The sequence below is a fragment of the Bacillus sp. SRL543 genome, assembly GCF_984799205.1.
Genome location: NZ_OZ481794.1, coordinates 1,925,819 through 1,949,498 on the forward strand (window position 1 = coordinate 1,925,819; position 23,680 = coordinate 1,949,498).

At 46.0% G+C, this 23,680-nt stretch carries 28 protein-coding genes; all 28 read left to right on the forward strand.

What is annotated here, in order from left to right:
- The first annotated feature begins 65 nt into the window (after positions 1-65).
- The 28 genes from codY to AC4E8B_RS09880 all read left to right on the forward strand — a co-directional run bounded on the left by codY (position 66) and on the right by AC4E8B_RS09880 (position 23,672).
- A complete protein-coding gene (codY, locus tag AC4E8B_RS09745; RefSeq protein WP_490218557.1) occupies positions 66-845 on the forward strand; it encodes a GTP-sensing pleiotropic transcriptional regulator CodY in 780 nt (259 codons plus the stop codon).
- 490 nt (positions 846-1,335) lie between these two features.
- Complete coding sequence (gene flgB, locus AC4E8B_RS09750) at positions 1,336-1,734, forward strand: flagellar basal body rod protein FlgB (protein WP_490218559.1); 399 nt, start codon at positions 1,336-1,338, stop codon at positions 1,732-1,734.
- A 2-nt stretch (positions 1,735-1,736) separates the two neighbouring features.
- A complete protein-coding gene (flgC, locus tag AC4E8B_RS09755; RefSeq protein WP_490218561.1) occupies positions 1,737-2,186 on the forward strand; it encodes a flagellar basal body rod protein FlgC in 450 nt (149 codons plus the stop codon).
- 13 nt (positions 2,187-2,199) lie between these two features.
- Positions 2,200-2,508 carry a flagellar hook-basal body complex protein FliE gene (gene fliE / locus AC4E8B_RS09760; protein ID WP_490218563.1) on the forward strand — a complete coding sequence of 103 codons (309 nt, stop codon included), beginning with the start codon at positions 2,200-2,202 and terminating at the stop codon, positions 2,506-2,508.
- Positions 2,509-2,585: 77 nt separating this feature from the next.
- On the forward strand, positions 2,586-4,172 hold the full coding sequence (gene fliF / locus AC4E8B_RS09765; RefSeq protein WP_490218565.1) for a flagellar basal-body MS-ring/collar protein FliF: 1,587 nt from the start codon (positions 2,586-2,588) through the stop codon (positions 4,170-4,172).
- A 12-nt stretch (positions 4,173-4,184) separates the two neighbouring features.
- Complete coding sequence (gene fliG, locus AC4E8B_RS09770) at positions 4,185-5,201, forward strand: flagellar motor switch protein FliG (protein WP_009795903.1); 1,017 nt, start codon at positions 4,185-4,187, stop codon at positions 5,199-5,201.
- The gene (gene fliH, locus AC4E8B_RS09775) at positions 5,185-5,955 is read left to right on the forward strand and encodes a flagellar assembly protein FliH (RefSeq protein WP_490218567.1); all 771 of its coding nucleotides are present in this window, start codon (positions 5,185-5,187) and stop codon (positions 5,953-5,955) included. The genes fliG and fliH overlap by 17 nt, the downstream gene beginning before the upstream one ends.
- A complete protein-coding gene (gene fliI / locus AC4E8B_RS09780; protein ID WP_490218569.1) occupies positions 5,952-7,268 on the forward strand; it encodes a flagellar protein export ATPase FliI in 1,317 nt (438 codons plus the stop codon). Before fliH ends, fliI begins: the two co-directional genes overlap by 4 nt.
- A gap of 3 nt (positions 7,269-7,271) precedes the next feature.
- Complete coding sequence (fliJ, locus tag AC4E8B_RS09785; protein ID WP_490218571.1) at positions 7,272-7,727, forward strand: flagellar export protein FliJ; 456 nt, start codon at positions 7,272-7,274, stop codon at positions 7,725-7,727.
- Positions 7,724-8,329 (forward strand): MotE family protein, encoded by a 606-nt coding sequence (locus AC4E8B_RS09790; protein WP_490218573.1) that lies wholly within the window; start codon positions 7,724-7,726, stop codon positions 8,327-8,329. The genes fliJ and AC4E8B_RS09790 overlap by 4 nt, the downstream gene beginning before the upstream one ends.
- A 29-nt stretch (positions 8,330-8,358) precedes the next feature.
- Positions 8,359-9,648 (forward strand): flagellar hook-length control protein FliK, encoded by a 1,290-nt coding sequence (locus tag AC4E8B_RS09795; protein ID WP_490218574.1) that lies wholly within the window; start codon positions 8,359-8,361, stop codon positions 9,646-9,648.
- An 8-nt stretch (positions 9,649-9,656) separates the two neighbouring features.
- The gene (gene flgD, locus AC4E8B_RS09800) at positions 9,657-10,292 is read left to right on the forward strand and encodes a flagellar hook assembly protein FlgD (RefSeq protein WP_490218576.1); all 636 of its coding nucleotides are present in this window, start codon (positions 9,657-9,659) and stop codon (positions 10,290-10,292) included.
- Between the two features lie 16 nt (positions 10,293-10,308).
- Positions 10,309-10,695 carry a TIGR02530 family flagellar biosynthesis protein gene (locus AC4E8B_RS09805; RefSeq protein WP_490218577.1) on the forward strand — a complete coding sequence of 129 codons (387 nt, stop codon included), beginning with the start codon at positions 10,309-10,311 and terminating at the stop codon, positions 10,693-10,695.
- A gap of 82 nt (positions 10,696-10,777) precedes the next feature.
- Positions 10,778-11,572, forward strand: a complete 795-nt coding sequence (gene flgG / locus AC4E8B_RS09810) for a flagellar basal body rod protein FlgG (RefSeq protein WP_490219604.1) — start codon at positions 10,778-10,780, stop codon at positions 11,570-11,572.
- A gap of 48 nt (positions 11,573-11,620) precedes the next feature.
- Positions 11,621-11,842, forward strand: coding sequence for a flagellar FlbD family protein (locus tag AC4E8B_RS09815; protein ID WP_009795894.1), 222 nt, complete (start codon positions 11,621-11,623; stop codon positions 11,840-11,842).
- Positions 11,832-12,260: a flagellar basal body-associated protein FliL gene (gene fliL, locus AC4E8B_RS09820; RefSeq protein ID WP_490218580.1), complete on the forward strand. Its 429-nt coding sequence runs from the start codon at positions 11,832-11,834 to the stop codon at positions 12,258-12,260. The genes AC4E8B_RS09815 and fliL overlap by 11 nt, the downstream gene beginning before the upstream one ends.
- Before the next feature lie 43 nt (positions 12,261-12,303).
- Positions 12,304-13,302 (forward strand): flagellar motor switch protein FliM, encoded by a 999-nt coding sequence (fliM, locus tag AC4E8B_RS09825; protein ID WP_490218582.1) that lies wholly within the window; start codon positions 12,304-12,306, stop codon positions 13,300-13,302.
- Entirely contained in the window at positions 13,292-14,518 is a 1,227-nt protein-coding gene (gene fliY / locus AC4E8B_RS09830) for a flagellar motor switch phosphatase FliY (RefSeq protein ID WP_490218583.1), read from the forward strand. The genes fliM and fliY overlap by 11 nt, the downstream gene beginning before the upstream one ends.
- Positions 14,519-14,539: 21 nt before the next feature.
- On the forward strand, positions 14,540-14,902 hold the full coding sequence (locus AC4E8B_RS09835; RefSeq protein WP_009795890.1) for a response regulator: 363 nt from the start codon (positions 14,540-14,542) through the stop codon (positions 14,900-14,902).
- A gap of 28 nt (positions 14,903-14,930) precedes the next feature.
- The gene (locus AC4E8B_RS09840) at positions 14,931-15,620 is read left to right on the forward strand and encodes a flagellar biosynthetic protein FliO (RefSeq protein ID WP_490218585.1); all 690 of its coding nucleotides are present in this window, start codon (positions 14,931-14,933) and stop codon (positions 15,618-15,620) included.
- Positions 15,617-16,282, forward strand: coding sequence for a flagellar type III secretion system pore protein FliP (gene fliP, locus AC4E8B_RS09845; protein WP_490218587.1), 666 nt, complete (start codon positions 15,617-15,619; stop codon positions 16,280-16,282). The genes AC4E8B_RS09840 and fliP overlap by 4 nt, the downstream gene beginning before the upstream one ends.
- A gap of 13 nt (positions 16,283-16,295) precedes the next feature.
- The gene (gene fliQ, locus AC4E8B_RS09850; protein ID WP_490218589.1) at positions 16,296-16,565 is read left to right on the forward strand and encodes a flagellar biosynthesis protein FliQ; all 270 of its coding nucleotides are present in this window, start codon (positions 16,296-16,298) and stop codon (positions 16,563-16,565) included.
- Positions 16,566-16,569: 4 nt separating this feature from the next.
- The gene (gene fliR / locus AC4E8B_RS09855; protein ID WP_490218591.1) at positions 16,570-17,352 is read left to right on the forward strand and encodes a flagellar biosynthetic protein FliR; all 783 of its coding nucleotides are present in this window, start codon (positions 16,570-16,572) and stop codon (positions 17,350-17,352) included.
- Positions 17,349-18,431 carry a flagellar biosynthesis protein FlhB gene (gene flhB / locus AC4E8B_RS09860; protein ID WP_490218592.1) on the forward strand — a complete coding sequence of 361 codons (1,083 nt, stop codon included), beginning with the start codon at positions 17,349-17,351 and terminating at the stop codon, positions 18,429-18,431. The genes fliR and flhB overlap by 4 nt, the downstream gene beginning before the upstream one ends.
- A gap of 117 nt (positions 18,432-18,548) precedes the next feature.
- Positions 18,549-20,585: a flagellar biosynthesis protein FlhA gene (gene flhA / locus AC4E8B_RS09865; protein WP_490218594.1), complete on the forward strand. Its 2,037-nt coding sequence runs from the start codon at positions 18,549-18,551 to the stop codon at positions 20,583-20,585.
- Complete coding sequence (flhF, locus tag AC4E8B_RS09870) at positions 20,582-21,727, forward strand: flagellar biosynthesis GTPase FlhF (RefSeq protein ID WP_490218596.1); 1,146 nt, start codon at positions 20,582-20,584, stop codon at positions 21,725-21,727. Before flhA ends, flhF begins: the two co-directional genes overlap by 4 nt.
- Positions 21,720-22,592: a MinD/ParA family protein gene (locus tag AC4E8B_RS09875; protein WP_490218598.1), complete on the forward strand. Its 873-nt coding sequence runs from the start codon at positions 21,720-21,722 to the stop codon at positions 22,590-22,592. Before flhF ends, AC4E8B_RS09875 begins: the two co-directional genes overlap by 8 nt.
- Positions 22,593-23,672, forward strand: coding sequence for a protein-glutamate methylesterase/protein-glutamine glutaminase (locus AC4E8B_RS09880; protein ID WP_490218600.1), 1,080 nt, complete (start codon positions 22,593-22,595; stop codon positions 23,670-23,672).
- The last annotated feature ends 8 nt before the right edge of the window (positions 23,673-23,680 follow it).

Consider the following 23,680-nt stretch of genomic DNA (forward strand, 5'->3'; position numbering starts at 1 on the left):
TAGAGGATGAACACCGGTTTTATCATTTAATAAGCAGTGTGTCACAGCCAATAGGAGGAAGAACAATGGATTTATTATCAAAAACGAGAAAGATTAATGCAATGCTGCAAAGTTCTGCCGGAAAACCGGTAAACTTTAAAGAAATGTCAGAGACGCTGAGTGAAGTAATCGAAGCGAATATTTTTGTAGTAAGCCGCCGCGGCAAGCTGCTTGGTTTTGCAGTAAACCAGCAGATTGAAAATGAACGCATGAAGAAAATGCTGGAAGACCGCCAGTTCCCTGAAGAGTACACAAAGAGCCTGTTCAATATCCGGGAAACATCTTCAAATCTTGATGTGGACAGCGATTATACTGCGTTCCCTGTTGAAAACAAGGAGCTGTTCAAGAATGGTTTGACAACCATCGTACCAATCATCGGAGGCGGAGAGCGCCTTGGCACGCTGATCCTTGCAAGGCTTCAGGAACAATTCCACGATGATGATCTGATCCTTGGCGAATACGGTGCAACAGTTGTCGGCATGGAAATCCTGCGTGAAAAAGCGGAGGAAATCGAAGAAGAAGCCCGCAGCAAGGCTGTCGTGCAAATGGCCATCAGCTCCCTTTCATACAGTGAGCTGGAAGCGATCGAGCATATCTTTGAAGAGCTTAACGGCAAAGAAGGGCTGCTGGTTGCTTCAAAAATTGCCGACAGAGTCGGAATCACCCGTTCTGTTATCGTTAATGCATTAAGAAAGCTGGAAAGCGCAGGAGTGATTGAATCACGTTCACTGGGCATGAAGGGAACATATATCAAAGTTCTGAACGATAAATTCCTCGTTGAGCTGGAGAAACTGAAAACTAGCTGAGGATATTCCAAAAAAACCTGTTTCTGATGAAACAGGTTTTTTTTATTGTTCTTTTCAGTAGGGAGATAATTATTACAGATATTACGGAAAGTTTACATATTTCAGCAGAAAAACATGGTAAATCATAGAAATATTATTATATCTTAATAATGATAAAAGTCGTATTTTTGCCAAATGCAGAGGTACATTGGGAAGGCTGGTGATTCAAAAGACCTAATTATTTTTAAGTGGGAATCTGTTTATAAAAACCGCGCTCTGCAAGGAGAAAAAGCATATTGGTGCAAAATTTTCTGCATAAAATAGGATTTTGTTCGTTCAAAAGAATGAAACGCTAAAATAGGACTTATGTATTATCAATTTTAACTTTAAGTTCATAGACATATTATTTCAAATTCATTACAATAGTGATTAAGATTGAAAATTCGCCTATAATCATCAAATTTCAACAAGAATTAACATTTTTTCTACTATATGCTGGCAGGTGCTGAAATTGAATATCTTTTCTAATACTATATCGACACTTGAAAGTTCTTTAAATCAAGCGTCATTGAAACAGAAGGTTGTAGCGCAGAATATTGCGAATGCAGACACCCCGAATTATAAAGCGAAGGATGTCAGCTTTAAGTCTGTTCTGCAGTCTGAAATGGCCATTGGCGGGATAGAGGCGAAACGGACCGATGTCCGCCATTACAGCTTTTCTGCTGAAGGCAGCGGGAATTCCGGAGTCATCATCAATAAAAATACGGATTTTAACCATAATGGCAATAATGTGGATATGGATAAGGAAATGTCAGAGCTTGCGGAGAACCAGATTTACTATAATGCACTGGTTGAAAGGCTCAGCGGGAAATTTACGAGCCTGCAGAATGTAATAAGAGGTGGAAAATAATCATGAGCATGTTTCACAGCATGAACACTACAGCCTCTGCCCTGACGGCGCAAAGGCTGAGGATGGACGTCATTTCCTCTAATATGGCAAATGTGGATTCGACAAGGGGGAAGCTTGTTGATGGAGTGTGGCAGCCCTATGCAAGGAAGGAAGTCGTGCTGCAGCCCCAGGAAAAAAGCTTTTCCTCGTTCCTGAATACAGCTATGAATTCGGGAAGTGCCGGAAGCGGTGTGCGGGTATCAGAAATAAGGGAAGATCAGACTCCGTTCAAGCTTGTCTTTGATCCGAGCCATCCTGATGCAAATGAACAGGGCTATGTACAGATGCCGAATGTAGATCCGCTCAGGGAAATGGTTGACCTGATGAGTGCGACACGTTCTTATGAGGCAAACGTCACTGTATTCAATGCTTCGAAAAGCATGATGATGAAAGCCTTGGAGATAGGAAAATAAAGGAGACTAGAAGATGAATAATATATCTTTTTCACCTGTTTCAAGCATCATGCAGCCGGCTAAGATTACAAGCCCTGCTGCGGGAAGCCCTGCAGAAGCCCAGAACAGCTTCGCTTCCATGCTTAAGCAATCGATTGATAATGTAAACAGCTCCCAGCTGCAATCTGATGTGATGACAGAAAAGCTTGCCCGGGGAGAAGATATCGGCCTCCACGAAGTGATGATTGCGTCACAGAAAGCCAGCATTACCATGCAGGCAACGCTTGAAATCAGGAATAAAGTGATAGAGGCATATCAGGAAACCATGAGAATGCAGGTTTAATAGATTGCTGAATAAAGATTATGATGTTTAGCGGTTATTAGCTGCGGCTTGCTAGACAGGATAACCGGGGGATTGTGATGAAAGAAAAGCTTCAAAAATTTTTTAACCCATTAAAAGAATTTTGGCAGAGCCGGACTAAGAAGCAGAAGGGGCTGATGACTGGCTCTCTTATTTTGCTCATATTGATTGCTTCCGCCGCTGTACTCCTTGCCGGGAGGACAACAATGGTTCCTTTATACAGCAATCTGTCGCCATCGGAAACAGGGGCAATAAAAGAAAGTCTGGACGGAAGAGGGATTGCTTCCGAAATAGCCGATGGAGGCTCGACCATCATGGTGCCCGAGGAAGTTGTGGATACTTTGAAGGTTGAGCTTGCCGCTGAGGGAATTCCGAAATCAGGCAGCATTGATTATTCATTTTTCAGCCAGAATGCCGGAATAGGAATGACAGAAAATGAATTCAACGTTCTGAAGCTGGATGCCATGCAGACTGAGCTGTCCAATTTGATAAAAGGGATAGAAGGGGTCAACGATGCCAAAGTCATGATCAATCTTCCTGAAAAGGGAATTTTTATAAATGACCAGACAGAAGAAGCATCGGCCAGCATCGTTTTGAATACAAAGGCAGGATATCAGTTTGAAAATGAACAAATCAAATCCCTGTATCATCTGATTTCAAAAAGTGTTCCCAACCTGCCTACAGATAATATCGTCGTAACAAACCAGTTCTTTGAGTATTTTGATTTGGAAAACAGCAACGATTCTTCAGGAAAAACGATTACTGCTCAACTCGACCTGAAAAAACAGATTGAGAGAGATGTCCAGCGGCAGGTCCAAAGCATGCTCAGTACATTGATGGGACCTGAAAAAGTAGTGGTTTCCGTTTCTGCTGATATTGACTTTACCCAGGAAAACAGGGAAGAAAACCTGGTTACTCCTGTTGATGAGGAAAATATGGAAGGCATTGCGATCAGTGCCAAGAAAATCACTGAAACTTTTACTGGAAGCGCAGAAGAGGCAGGCGGTATCGCCGGCACCGGAGACAATGAAGTGACCAATTATCCAGGTGCTGCAGAAGGCTCCAATGGCGACTATGAACGAATTGAAGAAACGATCAATAATGAAGTGAACAAAATCCGGAAAGAAATTGTAGAAAGCCCATATAAGGTAAGGGATCTTGGCATTCAGGTAATGGTAGAGCCGCCGACAGCTGACGATCCAACGTCACTCCCGCAGGAGCGGGTCGATGATATTACACAGATTCTCAGCACCATTGTCAGGACCACCATCGATAAAAAAGCGGCCGGTGCTGATCTTACGGATGAAGATATAGCTGACAAAGTGGTTGTATCTGTTCAGCAGTTCCAGGGCAAAACCAAATTCCCTGAAGAAACTCCTGCCGTCATTCCTTGGTGGGTGTATGCAATTGGCGGAGTGCTGGTTGCCATCATCCTTCTTCTTGTGTTCCTGTTTATGAGGGCAAGAAGGCAGAGCAAAGAAGAGCAGGCCGAGCTTGAAGAACAGCCTGAACCTGTCTCCATTAAAGATGTCAACGAAGAGCAGGAAACAGAAAGCAGCCTGAGAAGAAAACAGCTTGAAAAGATGGCGAAAGAAAAACCGGAGGACTTTGCGAAGCTTCTGCGGTCATGGATTGCGGAAGACTAGGAGGGTTATTAATTGGCAAAAAAAGAATTGAAGGAATTGACGGGAAAACAGAAAGCAGCCATTCTGCTCATATCACTTGGACCTGATGTTGCCGCTTCAGTATACAAGCATTTAAGCGAAGAGGAAGTAGAAAAGCTGACACTCGAAATCTCGGGAGTAAGAAAAGTCGAATCTCATTCCAAGGAAGAAATTCTTGAAGAATTCCATAACATAGCCCTTGCACAGGATTATATCTCACAGGGGGGCATCGGCTACGCAAAAACGGTCCTGGAAAAAGCATTAGGCGAGGAACAGGCAGCCCTGATCATTAACAGGCTGACCTCCTCCCTTCAGGTCAGGCCGTTTGATTTTGCCAGGAAGGCAGACCCGGCGCAAATACTTAATTTTATCCAAAATGAGCATCCGCAGACGATTTCTCTTATTCTTTCTTATCTGGATCCCCCTCAGGCTGGCCAGATTTTGTCTGAGCTTCCGCAGGAGATGCAGGCGGATATTGCCAGAAGGATAGCGGTAATGGACAGCACATCACCGGAAATCATCAATGAAGTCGAGCAGATTCTCGAACGGAAGCTTTCAGCGACAGTCACCCAGGATTATACGCAAACAGGCGGTATCGAAGCGGTTGTCGATGTTCTTAACGGAGTTGACAGGACAACAGAACGGACAATCCTGGATGCCCTTGAAATCCAGGATCCTGAACTCGCAGAGGAAATCAAGAAGAGGATGTTTGTATTCGAGGATATCGTCACCCTTGACAGCCGTGCGATCCAGCGGGTGATCAGGGACTGTGAGAGCGAAGATCTTATGCTTTCATTGAAGGTCTCCAGTGATGATGTTAAAGATATTGTCTTTAAAAACATGTCAACCCGGATGGTAGAAACCTTTAAAGAGGAAATGGAATATATGGGTCCTGTCAGGCTGCGGGATGTAGAGGAAGCACAATCAAGGATAGTGGCCATTATCCGCCGCCTTGAAGAAGCGGGTGAAATCGTCGTAGCACGCGGCGGAGGGGATGATATCATTGTCTAGGCTGATCAAGTCGCATTGGGCACAGCCTGCTGAACAGCAGAAAAAAGTAATATCTATTAAACTGCTGAATCATCATTCTCAAGCTTCCGAGGTGCAGGAAGAAATGTCTTTTGATCATCAGCTGCTTATCGATGAGGCACGCAGGGAAGCAGAGGCTATCATTCAGAAGGCGAATGATGAAGCCAGGCAGCTCCTCGAGCGCATAGACCAGGAAAGAGCCCAATTCGAACAGGAGAAAGCAGAGGCAAGAGAATCTGCACGCCAAGAAGGCTTCCAGCAGGGGATGGCAGAAGGAAGGCAATCCGGCCTGCTGGAGTTCAGCGAAACGATAAAGTTTGCAAAAGAAGTTGTAGCATCATCAAAAGCTGAATATCAGAAGACGATTGAATCCTCCGAAGGAACGATCCTTGACATTGGCATCAAAGTGGCTGAAAGGATTCTCAGCGGGGTGCTGGAAGAAGACAGCAGCAAATTCCTGCCGGTTGTCAAAAGGGCCCTTAAGGAGTCAAGGGAATACCGTGAGGTCCAGCTCCATGTCCACCCAAGCCGCTACAGCTTCCTGCTTGAGCATAAAGACGAACTGCTGGCCCTGTATCCAAGGGAGACGAATCTTTATATCTATCCTGATGAAGAGCTTAAAGAGGACAGCTGCTTCATTGAATCTCCGGGCGGAAGGATAAATGCGGGTGTAGACAGCCAGCTTGAAGAAATGAAAAGGAAGCTGATTGAGCTGCTGGAGAGTGAAGACAGTTGAAGGCTGAAGATCTGATTAGGGAAATTGGGCAGATCGATACGTATAAACGCTACGGGAAAGTAAAAAAAGTAGTAGGGCTGATGATAGAGTCCCAGGGGCCGGAGAGCTCCATTGGGGATGTCTGCCTCATCCATGTGGGTTCAGGCAAAAAGCGGAAGATCATGGCGGAGGTTGTAGGCTTTAAAGAAGAGAACGTCATTTTGATGCCGTATACAGCAATAAGTGAAATAGCCGCAGGCAGCCTGGTGGAAGCAACTTTAAAGCCTTTGGAGATTAAAATCGGCACATCCCTTATCGGCGAGGTCATAGATGCACTTGGGCACCCGCTTGACGGGAAGGCATTGCCAAAGGGTCTGGCATCTGTTCCGACTGAGCAGGACCCGCCAAATCCAATGAGCCGCCCGCCCATCTCTGCAGCGGTAGAGGTTGGGGTAAGAGCGATTGACAGCCTCCTGACAGTGGGCTACGGCCAGCGGGTAGGCATCTTCGCAGGCAGCGGCGTCGGCAAGAGCACTCTGCTGGGAATGGTCGCCAGAAATACGAAGGCCGATCTTAATGTTATTGCCCTTATCGGCGAACGCGGCAGGGAAGTCAGGGAGTTTATTGAGAATGATCTTGGCGAAGAAGGCCTTAAGAGGTCCATTGTTATAGCGGCCACTTCTGACCAGCCAGCACTAATGAGGATCAAGGGAGCATATACAGCAACCGCGATAGCCGAATATTTTCGTGATAAAGGCTTGAATGTCGTGCTGATGATGGACTCTGTTACAAGGGTTGCGATGGCGCAAAGGGAAGTCGGCCTCGCAGTAGGGGAGCCCCCGACCACGAAAGGATATACACCGTCTGTATTCGCGGTTCTGCCAAAGCTGCTTGAACGTACAGGGACGAACCATAAAGGATCGATCACGGCTTTTTACACGGTCCTTGTGGACGGCGACGATATGAATGAGCCGATTGCCGATACCGTGAGGGGAATACTTGACGGGCACTTCGTCCTTGACCGGGGGCTGGCCAATAAAGGGCAGTATCCGGCCATCAATATATTAAAAAGCGTCAGCAGGGTGATGAATAATATCGTTCCGCCTGAGCATAAAAAAAGCGCAGAAATCCTGCGCGAAAGGCTGAGCACTTATATGAATTCCGAGGACCTGATCAACATCGGAGCCTATAAAAAAGGAACGTCGAGGGAAATTGACCAGGCTGTCCGCCTTTATCCGGAAATCATTTCATTTTTAAAACAGGGGACAGAAGAAAAAGTAACGATGCAGGATAGCATACAGCACCTGCTCCGTTTAATGGAAACAGGTGAATAATTCATGCAATATCAATACAGATTTGAAAAGGTAATGTCGATAAGGGAAAGAGAAAAGGATGAAGCCATGGAGAGCTACAACCAATCTGTCCAAAGGTTTGAAGAAGCGGCAGGAAAGCTTTATGAGCTTCTTAAGAAGAAAGAAGACCTGGAGGAATTCCAGCTCTCCAAACTGGCCAGCGGATTGCCGGTCCAGGAAATCAGGCATTATCAGCATTTTATCCATAGCCTCGAAAAAACGATCGAACACTATCAGCAGGTTGTATTTAATGCAAGAAATCAAATGAATTATTATCAGGACAAATTAACGGAAAAAAATATAGAAGTAAAAAAATACGAAAAGATGAAAGAAAACGATATTATCCGTTTTACAGAATCTGTGAAGCTGGCAGAAAACAGGCAAATGGATGATATCTCGATTCAGCTGTATGCCAATCGGGGAAGCCGGGTGGGCCAATGAATAAAACGGCAGAAGAGACAGACAAGAAATACAGCAAGTTTCAAATGTTTTTTGTATTGATCGTGATTCCGCTCCTTTTTGCGATTGCAGTAACACTGGTTGTATTAACAGTAAACGGGACGAACGTATTTGAAGCCGGCAGGGAACTGGGCAGCAAAATCCCTGTTATCTCAGAGATGGTCGATAAAGAACAGTCAGCTGCTGATGAAGAAGCAGATCAGAGGATCGTCGAGCTAGGGGCAGCTATTGAGGACAGAGAAGCACAAATTGAGCGGCTGGAGTCCCAGCTGGAATCGAAAGACAGCGAGATTGAGGAAAATGAGCTGGAAAAACAGCAGCTTCAGAACCAGATTGATGAACTGCTGGCAATACAAGAGGAAAACAAGCGTGTATTCAAGGACATTGTAAAAACTTATGAAACGATGTCAGCCAAAAATGCTGCACCCATCCTTGCGCAGATGAATGATGATGAAGCCCTTCAGATCCTTACCAATGTAAAGCCTGACACGCTGGCAGGCATCATGGAAAAAATGCAGCCTGAAGATGCGGCAAAATTCACAGAGCTTTTAACAAATGAAAGCAGCCAGTCAGGTTCAGAATGACACAGAGTGATATGAAAGGGGGTGAAAAAATGCAGCTAACAGGTTTGGGGGCAATCGTCAGTGCAGGTCCGTCAGCTCCAAATGCCGGTAAAACTGAGGCAGGCAAGGGATTCACAGCTATGATGTCATTGCTTATGGCAGGACAGGGAGAAATCCAGCAGGACTTCAGCGGGAAAACAGCTGAAGTTGATCAAGAGGCTCTCATATCATTGGCTGAATTCATGTCTGCTGATTCCCTGCTTGATATTGAGGGCGGATCTCAGCTGCTTGACCAGCTTTTGAGCGGTGATGATACCGGTTTGCTTGAACAGATTCAGAGTTATCTTGGATTGTCTGATGAAAGGATGGCAGACATACTGGATCAGTTGAAGTCATTGCTCACAGATAAGGTGGAATCAGTACCAGAGGGAATCGATGCTCGTATTGAAACTGATGAATCGGAAAAAGAAGAGACAATGCAATACATGGAAAACATCATGAGCGTCCTTTCTCAAGTGACAGCTCTCGCGGAAAATAAATCACCCGGCGCATTATCCAAAGAATTTATGGATGCAGCCAAAATCGTAAAATTATACGACCTTCTTCAAAAAAATGCCGACTTTGCAGGTGAACAGCCGCTGGCCAAAGGGGCAAGGCAATTGCTTGAAAAACTAGACGCTTTTATCATGTCAGCAGCAAGCAAAGAAAAGGTCCAATATATGCAGAAAACATTTACCCAGCTTTCAAATGATTTAAACCTGAGCCGGCAAAAAAGCAATGAAGGTAAAAATCAATTGCCAGATGGCGGGAAAACCATTTCCAGGCTGGATGCTGGCGCACCTTCGTTCACTCTGATGCCGCAGATGACAAAAGTTGAGCATCTGACACTGATGCAGCCTAACCAGGGGAAAATGGTCTCAACTGAACAGCTTATCGAACAATTCGAATCTATCCTGGCAAAAAGCCAGCTTACGAAAACAGGCGGGGTGCAGCGGATGTTTTTGCGGCTTAATCCCGAAAACTTAGGTTCGCTGAGGATTGAGCTGATCCAGAAGGATTCTCAGCTCACAGCCAGGATCCTGACTTCGACTGGTGCGGCTAAGGATATGCTTGATTCTCATATCAATGGACTTAAACAGGCGCTTCATTCACAGAATATCCAGGTTGAGAAAATTGAAGTATCACAGCAGCTGAGCCAGCAGGAGAGAATGCCAGGACGTGATGCCCAGCAACAGCAGCAGGGGCAAAGTCAGCCTGACAGGCAAAAGGAACAGGCTCAGAGAGACGAAGAGTCAGCCGGTGAATCTTTTGAAGAAATTCTATTAAATACAGAAGCATAGGTGGTAGCATGGCAAATACAATCGATTCGTCTTTAATGCTTTCAAGCTATAAAAAGGAAGAACGGAAAACCGGGTCAGATATTTTAGGCAAAGATGATTTCTTAAAGATATTGATGGTTCAGCTGCAAAACCAGGATCCTTCAAACCCCTTGCAGGATAAAGATTTCATTGCCCAGATGGCAACATTCTCATCTCTGGAGCAGATGACAAACATGAACACCAGCATGCAAAAGCTGGTCCAGATGCAGGAACAGGATTCTCTGATTGCCTATAGTGAATTTGCCGGCAAGGAAATCAAATGGCATAAAGTCGCAGAATCAGATGATCCGAATGCACAGCCTTCCATCGAGGAAGGAACAGGAAGAGTTTCCTCCATCCAGTTCAAGAACGGCAATGCTGTTTTTATCCTGGAAGACGGTACAGAACTGACACCGGCCAATATTTCCGAAGTCAAGGGAGGATCCCAGGATAACAGCCTTATGCAGGCGAGCATGCTGATTGGGAGAATGATAACCTTTGTTGGGGAAGATGGGGCTGAGCAAAAGGATTTGGTTAAATCGGTCAGCCTTAAAGGCGGAACTACGCTCTTCCAGCTGGGCAATGGTACAGCTGTGAATTCATCGCAAATTACCGAAATCGAATAAGATAGGAAGTGATTGGATGGGCAAGCAAGTGTATCTTCCAATTCAATCGCAATTAAATCCGGCAGTCCCAAGAAAGCCGCAGGCACACAAAAATTTAAATCTTGCTTCTTTTTCAGATCATCTGCAGAATGCCATTAATCTTCCGACAAAGCTGAGTATCAGCAGGCATGCCAGTGAAAGGCTGCAGCAGAGGGATATACATATCACCGCTGACCGCTGGGATCAGGTTGAAACTAAAGTGGCAGAAGCAAAGGGAATGGGAATCGCAGAATCGCTTGTACTGCTGCCGGAAGCCGCATTGATAGTAAGCGTCCGGAATAACACGGTGATTACGGCGATGGAACGGAAGGAAGCAAACAGCCAGATTTTTACGAATATTGACGGAACGATACTGATGGACTAACACTAAATTGGCCGGACCTCATTGAGGAAGCCACAGTCTGCCGACTGACTGAAGCAGACTTAACATGAAAGGAGCAGATCAAATGCTGCGTTCGATGTACTCAGGAATTAGCGGAATGAAAAACTTCCAGACAAAGTTAGATGTAATCGGCAATAATATTGCCAATGTCAATACCTTCGGTTTTAAAAAGGGCCGGGTTACTTTTAAGGATATGGTGAGCCAGACAGTTTCGGGGGCTACAGGTGGAGATACAGGAGTAGGTGGAATTAACCCTAAGCAAGTCGGACTCGGTTCTCAAATGTCATCAATTGATACAATTGATACACAAGGTAGCCTGCAGACTACTGGCAGAATATTAGATGTAGGTATTCAGGGAGATGGATATTTTAAAGTGAAAAAGGGTGACAATACCTATTATACTAGAGCAGGAAACTTTTACTTTGATAGCGTTGGAAACATGGTCACTGCTTCGGGAGAACAGGTTTTGAATAATGGCAATACTCCCATTAGCATAGCTAACATAAGCCAAATAGAGAATTTAAGCATTGGAGCAGATGGCAGCATCTCTTATGTTGCAGGTGGGACGGCAACAACTGGCCCTACGATTGGACTCGCAAGATTTTCCAACAACGGAGGTCTAGAAAAAGTAGGTAATAACCTTTACAAATCTACTACCAATTCAGGCACTGCGCAAAACGTCGATCCAGGTAAATCCGGAGCAGGATCTCTCGTCTCAGGATCCCTCGAAATGTCCAATGTAGACCTTTCTGAGGAATTCACCGAAATGATCGTGGCTCAGCGCGGATTCCAGGCGAATACCCGCATCATCACAACATCCGATGAAATCCTGCAGGAACTGGTAAACTTAAAACGTTAAGCTGAGGGGGGACAGGGCTGAAGGATTCCTTCGGTCCTGGCGCTTACAATGATCACTGTTACAAGGCTGAATGGAAAGACATTTACAATTAATGCTGTTTATATAGAAACGGTCGAATCTTTTCCCGACACGACCATTACACTGGCCAATGGAAGAAAGTATGTGGTGAAGGATGATGAGGACTCGGTGAAAAGGAAGATTATCGGGTTCTATCAATCTATCGGATTGCTTGGGCACAAACAGCTGGAGGGAATGGAAAATGAAGAATAATAAACTCTTAATGATCATGCTGTTTTTGCTCATAGCTATCACTCTGGTTGGCGCGGTGGCATTGGTCGTTGTCATGAAATATACAGACGGTGCAGAGGCAAAAGAGCCTTCAATTGAAGAAGTGCTGGAAGCATCTGTGGACATCAACCAGATCACAACAAATCTGGCCAGCGATGATTTTATCCGCATCTCCTTCAAGGTCCAGACTGACAGCAAAAAGGCGAAGGAAGAGCTGGAGAAGAGGGATTTCCAGGTGAAGAATATCATCATCCAGGAGCTTTCAGAAAAGAAGGCGGAAGATCTGCAGGGGAAAGAAGGCAAGATCAGCCTGCAGGAGGACCTTAAATCAAAAATCAACAGCCTGATGCAAAACGGAAAAGTAGAGAGTGTCTATATCACTGAGTCTCTCCTCCAATAATCCGGATTTCCTCGGCAGATTACGAAGATGGAGGTGAGGGTTCATGTCTGGTGAGGTTTTATCGCAAAATGAGATTGATGCACTGCTTTCCGCTATATCAACAGGGGAAATGGATGCAGATGAATTAAAGAAAGAGCAATCTGAGAAAAAAGTGAAAGTGTATGACTTTAAGAGGGCACTCCGGTTTTCAAAAGACCAGATTCGGAGCCTGACCAGGATTCACGAGAATTTTGCCCGTCTATTGACGACCTTTTTCTCAGCGCAATTAAGGACATATGTCCAGATTTCGGTGGCTTCCGCCGACCAGATACCGTATGAGGAATTTATCAGATCTATTCCAAAAATGACGATATTGAATGTATTCGAGGTCCCCCCGCTTGATGGAAGGATCCTGATGGAGGTCAATCCTAATATTGCCTATGCGATGATGGACAGGATGATGGGCGGAAGAGGGTCGAGCATCAATAAAGTTGATACATTGACAGAAATCGAAACAAAGATCATGTCCAATACTTTTGAACGGGCGTTCGAGCATTTGAGGGAGGCGTGGAGCACGATTACCGAAATAGATCCTTTCCTTGCCGAATTTGAAATCAACCCGCAGTTTCTGCAGATGGTTTCACCCAATGAAACGGTTGTCGTCATTTCGCTGAACACGATGATTGGAGAGACAAGCGGAATGATCAATATTTGCATTCCCCATGTGGTGCTGGAACCTATCATTCCAAAGCTCTCAGTCCACTACTGGATGCAGACAGAGAAAAAGGAGAGGGAGCCTGAGGAGCTGGGCAGGCTTGAGCACAGCTTACAAAAGGCACAGGTGCCGGTCTCCGCAGAGCTTGGATCTGCAGATATTTCCATCCAGGATTTCCTTATGCTTGATCTCGGGGATGTGATTGAGCTGAATCAGACGATTGACCGTCCGCTGACCATCAAGATCGGGGATATTCCTAAATTTACGGGGCAGCCCGGTAAAGCAAACAAAAAGCTGGCTATTCAAATACTTGATACATTGAAGGGGGGAGACAGCGATGATGAGTGACGATATGCTCTCACAAGATGAAATAGATGCCCTTTTAAGAGGAACCGACGATATAGAGGAAGATGATATTTTTTCAGTTGAAGAATACCTCTCCATGATGGAACAGGATGCGCTTGGCGAAATTGGGAATATCTCATTTGGCAGTTCTGCCACAGCTTTATCTACACTTTTGAATCAAAAGGTTGAAATAACAACCCCGACTGTTTCTGTCATATTAAAAAGAAAGCTCCAGGAAGAATTCCCGCATCCGTATGTGGCCATCCAGGTCAGTTATACAGAAGGGTTCTCAGGAAGCAATCTGCTTGTAATCAAACAATCAGATGCTGCAATCATAGCTGATCTCATGCTCGGAGGAGACGGGGTGAACCCTGCTGATCTGCTCGGGGAGATCCAGCTGAGCGCCGTGCAGGAAGCAATGAACCAGATGATGGGTTCTGCTGCGACTTCCATGTCCACCATTTTCAGCAAACGGGTTGATATTTCGCCGCCATCCATTGATTTTCTGGATGTGCAGCAAGGGGAAGGGACAGATAGGATCCCGGATGACGATATGCTTGTTAAGGTATCTTTCAGGCTGAAAATTGGGGATCTTATTGATTCAAGCATCATGCAGGTGGTCCCGCTGGAATTTGCTAAAAGGCTTGTTGAGGAACTTATGAATCCGGGTGGGCAGGCGGAAGAGCCGGCTGCTGATATCACCAAGCCGGAACCTGTACAAACACAGGAGCCTGTTTACCAGCAGCCTCCTGCAGACCCGGTGCCTGACATGGCAGCAGCCCCTGCCGGCTACGGACAGGGAACGGCTCAGCACCCCGGGATGGAGCAACAGCTCCAGCGCCCGGCCGCCCAGGCAGCACCCCAGCATCTCGGTGCCCAGTATCCAGGCGGCCAGGCACCGCAGGTCCAGCCGGCTGTATTTTCAAGCTTCGAGCCCCACCAGCTTCAGGAGGCAGAAACAAAGAACCTGAATATGCTCCTGGATATCCCTTTGCAGGTGACGGTAGAGCTTGGCAGGACAAAGCGTTCTGTCAAAGATATACTGGAGCTTTCCGCCGGGTCTATCATCGAGCTGGACAAGCTTGCGGGAGAGCCGGTTGATATACTGGTCAACAGCAGGCTGATCGCAAAGGGTGAAGTGGTTGTCATCGAGGAGAACTTTGGTGTCAGAGTCACAGATATCATAAGCCAGAGCGACAGGATCAAAAATTTACGATAATAAATTTGGGGGTTAAGTATTATGGCACAGAAGATTTTAATAGTGGACGATGCTGCATTCATGCGCATGATGATCAAGGACATCCTGTCCAAGAACGGCTACGATGTTGTCGGCGAGGCAGCGGATGGAGCCCAGGCAGTCGAAAAATATAAAGAAACACAGCCTGACCTTGTGACAATGGACATTACGATGCCGGAAATGGATGGCATCACTGCACTCAAAGAAATCAAGAAGCTTAATCCTTCTGCGAAGGTCATCATGTGTTCTGCCATGGGGCAGCAGGCAATGGTCATCGACGCAATCCAGGCCGGCGCAAAGGATTTCATCGTTAAGCCATTCCAGGCTGACAGGGTTTTGGAAGCTATCTCAAAAACATTAGGCTAAAAGCAATTTTATAAATAGAGGGTGCATCATGTTGCAAATAGTAAAACAATTGCTCATAACCCTGCTTCTTGCTGCAGCTGCTTTGCCGGGCCTTCAAACTGTGGCCCATGCAGAGCAGCTGGATAACAGCGTCAAGGACTGCTACGAAAGCGGAAAGGGAAATGATTGTTCTGAGCCTGCTGAGGATTCAGATGCTGCTAAGGAAGAAGGCTCAGCCGGAGTTGGAATTAACAGCTGGGATATAGCCAAAATGATTTTCGCATCAGCGTTTGTCATCGGCCTGCTGTATTTCCTCCTGAAATTCATCAACAAAAAAAGCAGAACCTATAAATCTTCCCAGCTTGTCGAAAATCTAGGCGGCACCTCACTTGGAGCCAGCAAAAGCATTCAGATCGTCAAGGTGGGCAGGCAGCTCCTTGTAGTGGGTGTGGGTGATAATATACAGCTGTTGAAAGAAATAGATGATGAAGAAGAATATCATCAGATCATCAAAGACTATAACACCAAAATGGAACAGCTTGTCCAGCCAAGCGATATTGTGACAAAAGTGATTCAAAGAGCAAAGGCTGCAAAATTGGCAAATACGGCTAAAACAAAGTCTGCTGACGGCAGCAATGGCAATTTCCAGTCTGTTCTGAAAAAACAGCTGGAAGAACTGAGCCGGGAGCGCAAAAAAATCCACCAGGAAATGGAGCAGAAGGGGCCTAAAGACCAATGAATGAGTTTATGGAATTTTTCAATGCGAGTGCCCCTGATGATGTATCCACTTCTGTAAAAATGCTCCTGCTGCTGACGGTTTTATCGCTGGCGCCAAGCATATTGATTTTAATGACATGTTTTACCAGGATCATCATTGTTCTTTCTTTTGTCAGAACGGCGCTTGCCACCCAGCAAATGCCACCCAACCAGGTACTTGTCGGCCTGTCGCTATTTTTGACATTTTTCATTATGGCACCTGTCTTCCAGGAGGTTAACGAGCAGGCGCTGACCCCGCTTTTTAATGAAGAAATCAATCTGGAGCAGGCATACGATAAGGCTTCGGTCCCTTTCAAGGACTTTATGAGCGCCCATACAAGGCAGAAGGATTTAGCTCTGTTCCTTGAATATTCAGGTGCCGAAACACCGGAATCCATCCAGGATATACCGCTGACTGCGCTCGTTCCGGCGTTTGCCATCAGTGAGATAAAAACAGCTTTCCAGATTGGATTCATGATTTTCATCCCTTTCCTTGTGATTGATATGGTAGTGGCCAGTGTGCTCATGTCCATGGGTATGATGATGCTGCCGCCGGTCATGATATCGCTGCCATTCAAAATTCTGCTGTTCGTTCTTGTGGATGGATGGTATCTCGTTGTCAAATCTTTACTACAAAGTTTTTAAGCAGGTGAATTGAATGAGTCCCGAATCGGTTATATCGATCGCAGAACAGGGAATTATGAGTGTTTTATATATCAGTGGGCCGCTTTTGGTGCTCGCGCTTGTGGTAGGGCTGATTGTCAGCATCTTTCAGGCGACTACCCAGATTCAGGAACAGACTTTGGCGTTTGTGCCGAAGATCGTCGCGGTCCTTCTCGGTGTAGTTTTTTTCGGTCCATGGATGCTCAGCCACATGCTTTCTTATACGAATGAAATATTTTCAAATCTGACTAGATTTGTAGGATGATGACATGCTAGATTTACTCCCGGCGTTTCCTGCTTTTTTACTGATATTTGTAAGAGTGACTTCTTTCTTTCTTCTGATGCCGCTTTTTTCTTACAGGTCGATCCCGAACACCCATAAAATCGGGCTGGGCTTCTTTCTGGCCTGGATCATCTTTTATACAGTGGATGCCCCGGCATTGGAGATCAATGGTGCATATTATTTGCTGATTATGAAAGAAGTACTGGTTGGACTTGTAATAGGCTTTATATCATATCTAATCCTTTCAGCCATTCAAATAGCAGGCGGACTGATCGACTTCCAGATGGGTTTTGCCATCGCCAATGTGATCGATCCGCAAACAGGTGCGCAAAGCCCGCTCATGGGCCAGTATTTATACACAATTTCGCTGTTTTTCCTTCTTATGGTCAATGGGCATCATCTGCTCATTGACGGTATTTATTACAGCTATCAGGCAATACCGCTCGATCAGCCGTGGATCCCGTTCGGTGATGAAGCTATGGCGGAATATATGCTGCGGGCCTTTAATTCGATGTTCATTTCGGCATTCCAGATGTCAGTGCCGGTGGTCGGCTGTCTGTTCCTGGTGGATGTTGCGCTTGGGATTGTCGCAAGGACCGTTCCCCAGCTCAATGTGTTTGTAGTCGGACTTCCTTTGAAAATAGGCGTCAGCTTCATTGTTCTTGTCGCTGTCATGAGTGTTTTGCTTTATGTGGTTTCCCAGCTTTTCGGCGAGATGGCCAGTACAATGAAAGGTCTCATGGATCTGATAGGGGGAGCTGGCGGATGAATAGGCTCAGGCTTGATTTGCAGTTTTTCAGCGGGGAGAAGACAGAAAAGGCCACCCCAAAGAAAAGGCAGGACTCCCGTAGAAAAGGGCAGGTTGCCAAAAGCCAGGATGTTAATACAGCCGTGGTTCTGCTGGCTGTATTCCTGTTTCTCCTGTTTGCAGGCGGATATTTAAAAAATATCATCATGTATTTGCTGATGCACTCTTTTCAGGAATTTATGCTCATGGAACTGACAGAGAACAATGTCCAGGCAATCTTCCTTGCAGTCATGAAGGAATTGGCTTTGTTTCTGGGGCCGATCATGCTGATTGCCATGATTGCCGGGGCGGCGGCCAATTATATGCAGGTTGGATTTTTATTTTCAACAGAAGCCATCCAGTTTAAGCTGGAGAAAATCGATCCTATCAAAGGATTTAAAAGGATTTTTTCAGTGAGGGCCATTGTGGAGCTGCTGAAGTCGATCTTAAAGATCGGTTTTGTCGGTGCCGTCACATTTGTGGTTTTATGGCTTCGGATTGATGAAATCCTGATGCTTTCACAAAAATCTCCGGGGGCTGCATTGGTCACTTTGGCCAGTTTAACAGTGCAGATGGGTTTATTTGCATCAGCTGCCCTTCTATTTTTATCTGTCCTGGATTATCTGTATCAGAAGTATGATTTTGAAAAAAACATCCGGATGTCCAAGCAGGACATAAAAGATGAATATAAAAATATCGAGGGCGATCCTTTAATCAAGTCAAAGATCAAGCAGAAGCAAAGAGAAATGGCAATGAGCCGCATGATGCAGGAAGTGCCGAATGCCGACGTGGTCATCACCAATCCGACCCACTTTGCCATTGCCCTGAAGTATGACGAAGAAAAGCAGGATGCGCCGTACGTGGTGGCAAAAGGTGCAGATTTTGTCGCACAGAAAATCAAATATATAGCTAAAGAAAATGAGGTCATTACGGTGGAGAACAGGCCGCTGGCAAGGGCCCTGTACAGCCAGACCGAAATCGGCAGCACCATACCTGAGGAGTTTTTTAAAACGGTTGCGGAAATCCTTGCGTACGTATACCGCACCAAGAACAAAATGTAAGCAGCAGTGAAGAGGCCTGCAGGATCCGGCCATCAAGACGCTGCCGATTGAAGCGGCGTACTTAGTCTGCGTTCCATCGAACCTAGTGCCTTACGCATTTCTGTTAGGAGAGAGATTATGTCTGGTAGAGATTTATCGGTTGTTGTCAGTGTCATCTTGATCGTCGCCATGCTTATCATACCGTTTCCATCCTGGCTGTTAAGCATTCTGATCATCATGAATATTTCACTGGCGCTTCTCGTTTTGCTGATATCCATGAATATGAATGAACCGCTGCAGTTTTCCATCTTTCCATCGCTCCTGCTGCTGCTGACATTATTCAGGCTTGGACTGAATGTATCCACCACCCGATCCATTTTATCAAAAGGTGAAGCGGGCGGCGTCGTCGAGACGTTCGGTACATTCGTTGTCGGCGGAAACGTAATAGTAGGGATGGTTGTTTTCCTTATCCTGATCATTATTCAATTTATCGTTATTACAAAAGGATCTGAGCGTGTATCAGAGGTGGCAGCACGGTTTACACTCGATGCAATGCCAGGAAAGCAGATGAGCATCGATGCTGATCTGAATGCCGGGATGATTTCCGAGCATGAGGCAAGGGAAAGACGGGAGAAGGTCAGCAGAGAAGCAGATTTCTACGGCTCCATGGATGGAGCAAGTAAATTTGTAAAAGGGGACAGCATCGCCGGGATCATCATTGTCCTGATCAACCTTATATTCGGAATTGTCATCGGCATGATGCAGCAGGGCTTAGGCTTTGCAGATGCCGCCGGCCGCTATTCGCTTCTGACAGTCGGTGACGGGATTGTGAGCCAGATTCCCGCATTGCTGATTTCAACTGCAACAGGAATTGTCGTGACTCGGGCAGCATCGGAAGGGAATCTGGGCAGCGATATTACTTCACAGATACTTGCTTATCCAAAGATGCTGTATGTAACGGGGGCGACGATATTCCTGCTTGGACTGTTTACGCCCATCAGCAATATTCTTACTTTCCCCATCGCCGGATTATTTGCCTTAGGCGGATTTATGTTCTCAAGGGTAAAAGAGCCTGATAAAGAGCAGCTTCAGGAGATAGAGGAAGAGCTGGAAACAGATGAAATGAAGAGTCCTGAAAGTGTGGTCAGCCTTCTGAATGTCGATCCGATTGAATTTGAGTTTGGCTATGGTCTTATCCCGCTGGCAGACGCCAATCAGGGAGGAGACCTTCTTGACAGGATCGTGATGATCCGGAGGCAGCTTGCCATTGAACTGGGGCTGGTCATTCCGGTGGTGAGGATCAGGGATAATATCCAGCTGCAGCCGAATGAGTACAGACTGAAGATCAAAGGAAATGAAATGGCCCGCGGAGAGCTGCTGCTTGACCACTATCTGGCCATGAGCCCCGGGATTGAAGATGACAGCATCGACGGAATTGATACTGTAGAGCCTTCCTTCGGGCTTCCGGCCAAATGGATAACAGAGGAAACGAAAGAACAAGCAGAAATTTTTGGCTACACGGTGGTGGATCCGCCTTCGGTCGTCTCTACCCATATTACTGAAGTCATCAAAGCCAACGCGTATGATCTGATCGGAAGACAGGAGACAAAGCAGCTGATTGACCATCTGAAGGAAAGCTATCCGATCCTTGCAGACGAAGTCACGCCTAGCCCATTGTCAGTGGGGGAAGTTCAAAAGGTACTTGCCAAGCTGCTGAAGGAGAATGTTTCTATCCGAAACTTGCCGATCATCTTTGAAACGCTGGCTGATTATGGCAAGGTGACATCTGACACAGATCTGCTCACTGAATATGTAAGGCAGGCGCTGGCCCGCCAGATTACCAATCAATATTCCGCACAGGGAGATTCTCTTAAAGTTGTTACATTATCCGGAAAAATTGAAAAGCTGATAGCAGAGGGCATCCAGCAGACTGAGCATGGAAATTATCTTTCGATGGATCCGGCCGTTTCACAGAGCATCCTGGAATCGATCGCTTCCCAGGTGGAACAGCTTTCCATCATGGACCAGTCGCCTATCGTCCTGTGTTCGCCGGCAGTGAGGATGTATGCCAGGCAATTGACAGAGCGCTATTTCCCGCTCGTGCCGATTCTTTCTTATAATGAATTGGAAGCAAATGTGGAAGTACAAAGTGTAGGGGTGGTGAACATCGATTGAAAGTAAAAAAATACACGGCACCTTCCATGCCGGAAGCAATGAAAATCATCCGGGAAGAGCTTGGCAGCGATGCAGTCATCCTGAACTCTAAAATGGTGCAGACAAATGGATTTTTAGGCTTCTTCAAAAAAAGGAATATTGAAGTCATTGCTGCAATAGACCCTGAACCCAGCCGGCAAAAGGAAGCTGTAAAAGAAAAAATAATCGAGCCCCCTCCGCTAAAGGCTGCTGGAATCACTCCAAAAGCAGAGGGGCCATCTTCTGAAGAACTGGCGGCGGAAATCCGGGAGCTTAAACGCTTAATGCAGCAGTCCTCTGCCGAAGTCCGCATTGGTGCCCATTCTTCCCTGCCGCTTCCGCTCAAAAAAGTGCAGGAAGAGCTGGCAGGACAGGAAGTGGAAACTTCAATCATTGAAGAGCTCATGGAAAAGCTTTTGGCAAAATGGTATAAATCTGATCCGGAACCTGATTTTAACAAAGTTAAGAGCTGGTTGAGGGAACTTCTGACGGCAAAGCTTGAGTCTGCTGATTCTGGCAGCAGTTTGTTTGATCACCGGATCATTCACTTTGTTGGACCTACAGGTGTTGGCAAAACAACGACATTGGCTAAAATTGCAGCTGAATGTGTGATAAAACAAAAGAAAAAAACGGCCTTTATCACTACAGATACGTATAGGATTGCTGCCATCGACCAGCTGAAAACATATGCCGATATTCTCGATGTGCCTATGGAAGTATGCTATACAGAAGAAGATTTCAAAGCGGCAGTGGACACCTTCAAGGATTTTGAGGTCATTTTGATTGATACAGCCGGGCGTAATTTCCGCAACCCGAAATATGTCCAGGAGCTTAAAGGCCTGCTGGATGCAGAAAGCAGCCTGACCTATCTCGTCTTATCCTTAACATCCAAGCAAAGGGATATGGAAGAAATGATCAAACAATTTTCTGTCGTGGATATTAATAGCTTCATATTCACAAAGGCAGATGAAACGTCGACTTTTGGACCTCTGCTTAACATAATGGACAAAACGGGAAAAGGGGCAGCCTATCTGACTACCGGCCAAAATGTTCCGGATGACCTTGTGCCCGCCACCCCGAATACGATAGCCGGGGCGATAATGGGAGAATCAAAGTATGAATGACCAGGCAGAACAGCTTAGAAGGAAACTGATGAACGGGGAAGATAAGGCTTCAGCAAAGACTATTGCTGTCGTAAGCGGGAAGGGAGGAGTCGGGAAATCTAATTTTTCACTGAACTTCGCCCTCTCTCTCCAGGAAAAAGGGCATGATATTCTCCTTCTGGATCTTGATATCGGAATGGGGAATATAGATGTCCTGATGGGCCTGGCTTCTCCCAATTCGGTCGCAGATTATTTCGCAGGCAATGCTTCACTCGAAGAAATAATTTCAGCAGGCCCGCATGGGCTTCATTACATAGCAGGGGGGACAGGCCTTTCTCAGCTGGCCGATATCCAAGTACCGGTGCTTGACCAATTTTTCCGGGACTTCTCAGACCTGTTTTCTAAATATGAATATATTATTCTGGACATGGGTGCAGGGATCAGCAGCCAATCTCTGCATTTCATACTGTCCGTTAATGAACTGATCGCAGTGACAACTCCTGAGCCGACTTCTTTGACCGATGCTTATGCTGCCCTGAAGTTCATCCACCTAAGGGACAGGATGATGCCTATGCATATAGTCGTCAATAAAGCAGAAACAGAAAAGGAAGCGATCTCGGCGTTTAACAGGATCTCTAATGTGATGGAAAGCTTCCTGGGAAAAAAGGTTTCCAGGCTTGGAGCTGTCCCGGATGACCGCAGTGTCACGCAGGCAGTCAAAAAGCAAACACCATATCTGCTTTATAAAAGAAGCTCGCCTGCCTCAAAAGCGACGCTGGACATAGCAGATTTTTTCCTGCAGCAGAACGGAAAGCTGCAGGATGACAGAAAGCCTCCATTTATGTCGCGGCTAAAGCAATTGCTTTTTGAAAAGGGGCGGAACTAGATGGGCAAAATCAATGTACTCGTCGTGGATGACTCTGCTTTTATGAGAAAACTCATCTCTGACTTCCTTTCTGAAAATGAAGAAATCAATATATGCGGTACCGCTAAAGATGGCGAGGATGCTTTAAAGAAGATAGAAGAACTGAAGCCGGATGTCGTCACCATGGATGTAGAGATGCCAAAGCTGAATGGGCTTGAGGCGCTGAAGAGAATCATGGAAGTGCATCCGCTTCCTGTTGTGATGCTGGCAAGTGCCACCAAAGAGGGCGCAGAAAAGACAATGAATAGCATCCAGCTCGGAGCTGCAGATTTTATATCAAAGCCTTCAGGCTCTATTTCACTGGACTTGTTCAAAATTAAGCAGGAGCTTGCCGAGAAGGTCATTGCAGCAAGCAGGATATCAGCTGCCAAACTGGCAGACAAGCCTTTATATGGAAAAAATACTATTAAGCTATACGAAAATTATAGTAAAATAGAACCAGGCACTTCCGGATCAGGCAGCCGGCTTACAGCAGACAAACTTGTGTGCATAGGAACCTCAACCGGCGGGCCCAGAGCCCTTCAGAAGGTTTTCTCCAAGCTTCCCGGGACTTTGGACGCGCCGGTCCTGGTTGTCCAGCATATGCCCCCGGGCTTTACCAAATCATTGGCTGACAGGCTGGATCTTTTGTCTGGACTGTGTGTAAAAGAAGCCGAACACGGCGAATTGCTGGAAAAAGGGACAGCTTATATAGCGCCCGGCGGCCTGCATCTGACAGTACAGCAGACAAAATCCGGCTTGATGGCTGTCTTGAGTGAAGCAGCACCGGTTAATGGACACAGGCCTTCAGTAGATGTGCTGTTTGAGTCGGCTAGCATGATAGAAAATTGCCATAAGATTGCAGTGATCCTGACTGGCATGGGCTCTGATGGGACAAAAGGCCTTGAGGCAATCAAACGCAAAGGAAATGCCTCTGCCATTGCAGAATCAAAGAATTCAGCGATTGTATATGGAATGCCAAGGACGGCAATTGAAACTGGACTTGTTGATAGTGTTGCAAACATAGAGGAAATTGCTGAAAAAATAAAGAGCTATGTTTAATTCAGAGG

Excerpts from the sequence above, each read along its gene's own strand:
- fliM (WP_490218582.1), top strand. The coding sequence starts at position 12,304 with ATGTCTGGTGAGGTTTTATCGCAAAATGAGATTGATGCACTGCTTTCC.
- AC4E8B_RS09875 (WP_490218598.1), top strand. The coding sequence starts at position 21,720 with ATGAATGACCAGGCAGAACAGCTTAGAAGGAAACTGATGAACGGGGAA.
- flgD (WP_490218576.1), top strand. The coding sequence starts at position 9,657 with ATGGCAAATACAATCGATTCGTCTTTAATGCTTTCAAGCTATAAAAAG.
- flhB (WP_490218592.1), top strand. The coding sequence starts at position 17,349 with ATGAATAGGCTCAGGCTTGATTTGCAGTTTTTCAGCGGGGAGAAGACA.
- flgC (WP_490218561.1), top strand. The coding sequence starts at position 1,737 with ATGAGCATGTTTCACAGCATGAACACTACAGCCTCTGCCCTGACGGCG.
- AC4E8B_RS09805 (WP_490218577.1), top strand. The coding sequence starts at position 10,309 with ATGGGCAAGCAAGTGTATCTTCCAATTCAATCGCAATTAAATCCGGCA.
- AC4E8B_RS09790 (WP_490218573.1), top strand. The coding sequence starts at position 7,724 with ATGAATAAAACGGCAGAAGAGACAGACAAGAAATACAGCAAGTTTCAA.
- fliL (WP_490218580.1), top strand. The coding sequence starts at position 11,832 with ATGAAGAATAATAAACTCTTAATGATCATGCTGTTTTTGCTCATAGCT.
- codY (WP_490218557.1), top strand. The coding sequence starts at position 66 with ATGGATTTATTATCAAAAACGAGAAAGATTAATGCAATGCTGCAAAGT.
- fliH (WP_490218567.1), top strand. The coding sequence starts at position 5,185 with ATGATATCATTGTCTAGGCTGATCAAGTCGCATTGGGCACAGCCTGCT.
- flgG (WP_490219604.1), top strand. The coding sequence starts at position 10,778 with ATGCTGCGTTCGATGTACTCAGGAATTAGCGGAATGAAAAACTTCCAG.
- fliE (WP_490218563.1), top strand. The coding sequence starts at position 2,200 with ATGAATAATATATCTTTTTCACCTGTTTCAAGCATCATGCAGCCGGCT.
- fliQ (WP_490218589.1), top strand. The coding sequence starts at position 16,296 with ATGAGTCCCGAATCGGTTATATCGATCGCAGAACAGGGAATTATGAGT.
- fliY (WP_490218583.1), top strand. The coding sequence starts at position 13,292 with ATGATGAGTGACGATATGCTCTCACAAGATGAAATAGATGCCCTTTTA.
- fliF (WP_490218565.1), top strand. The coding sequence starts at position 2,586 with ATGAAAGAAAAGCTTCAAAAATTTTTTAACCCATTAAAAGAATTTTGG.
- fliR (WP_490218591.1), top strand. The coding sequence starts at position 16,570 with ATGCTAGATTTACTCCCGGCGTTTCCTGCTTTTTTACTGATATTTGTA.
- AC4E8B_RS09795 (WP_490218574.1), top strand. The coding sequence starts at position 8,359 with ATGCAGCTAACAGGTTTGGGGGCAATCGTCAGTGCAGGTCCGTCAGCT.
- flhA (WP_490218594.1), top strand. The coding sequence starts at position 18,549 with ATGTCTGGTAGAGATTTATCGGTTGTTGTCAGTGTCATCTTGATCGTC.
- fliJ (WP_490218571.1), top strand. The coding sequence starts at position 7,272 with ATGCAATATCAATACAGATTTGAAAAGGTAATGTCGATAAGGGAAAGA.
- AC4E8B_RS09840 (WP_490218585.1), top strand. The coding sequence starts at position 14,931 with ATGTTGCAAATAGTAAAACAATTGCTCATAACCCTGCTTCTTGCTGCA.
- AC4E8B_RS09835 (WP_009795890.1), top strand. The coding sequence starts at position 14,540 with ATGGCACAGAAGATTTTAATAGTGGACGATGCTGCATTCATGCGCATG.
- AC4E8B_RS09815 (WP_009795894.1), top strand. The coding sequence starts at position 11,621 with ATGATCACTGTTACAAGGCTGAATGGAAAGACATTTACAATTAATGCT.
- AC4E8B_RS09880 (WP_490218600.1), top strand. The coding sequence starts at position 22,593 with ATGGGCAAAATCAATGTACTCGTCGTGGATGACTCTGCTTTTATGAGA.
- fliP (WP_490218587.1), top strand. The coding sequence starts at position 15,617 with ATGAATGAGTTTATGGAATTTTTCAATGCGAGTGCCCCTGATGATGTA.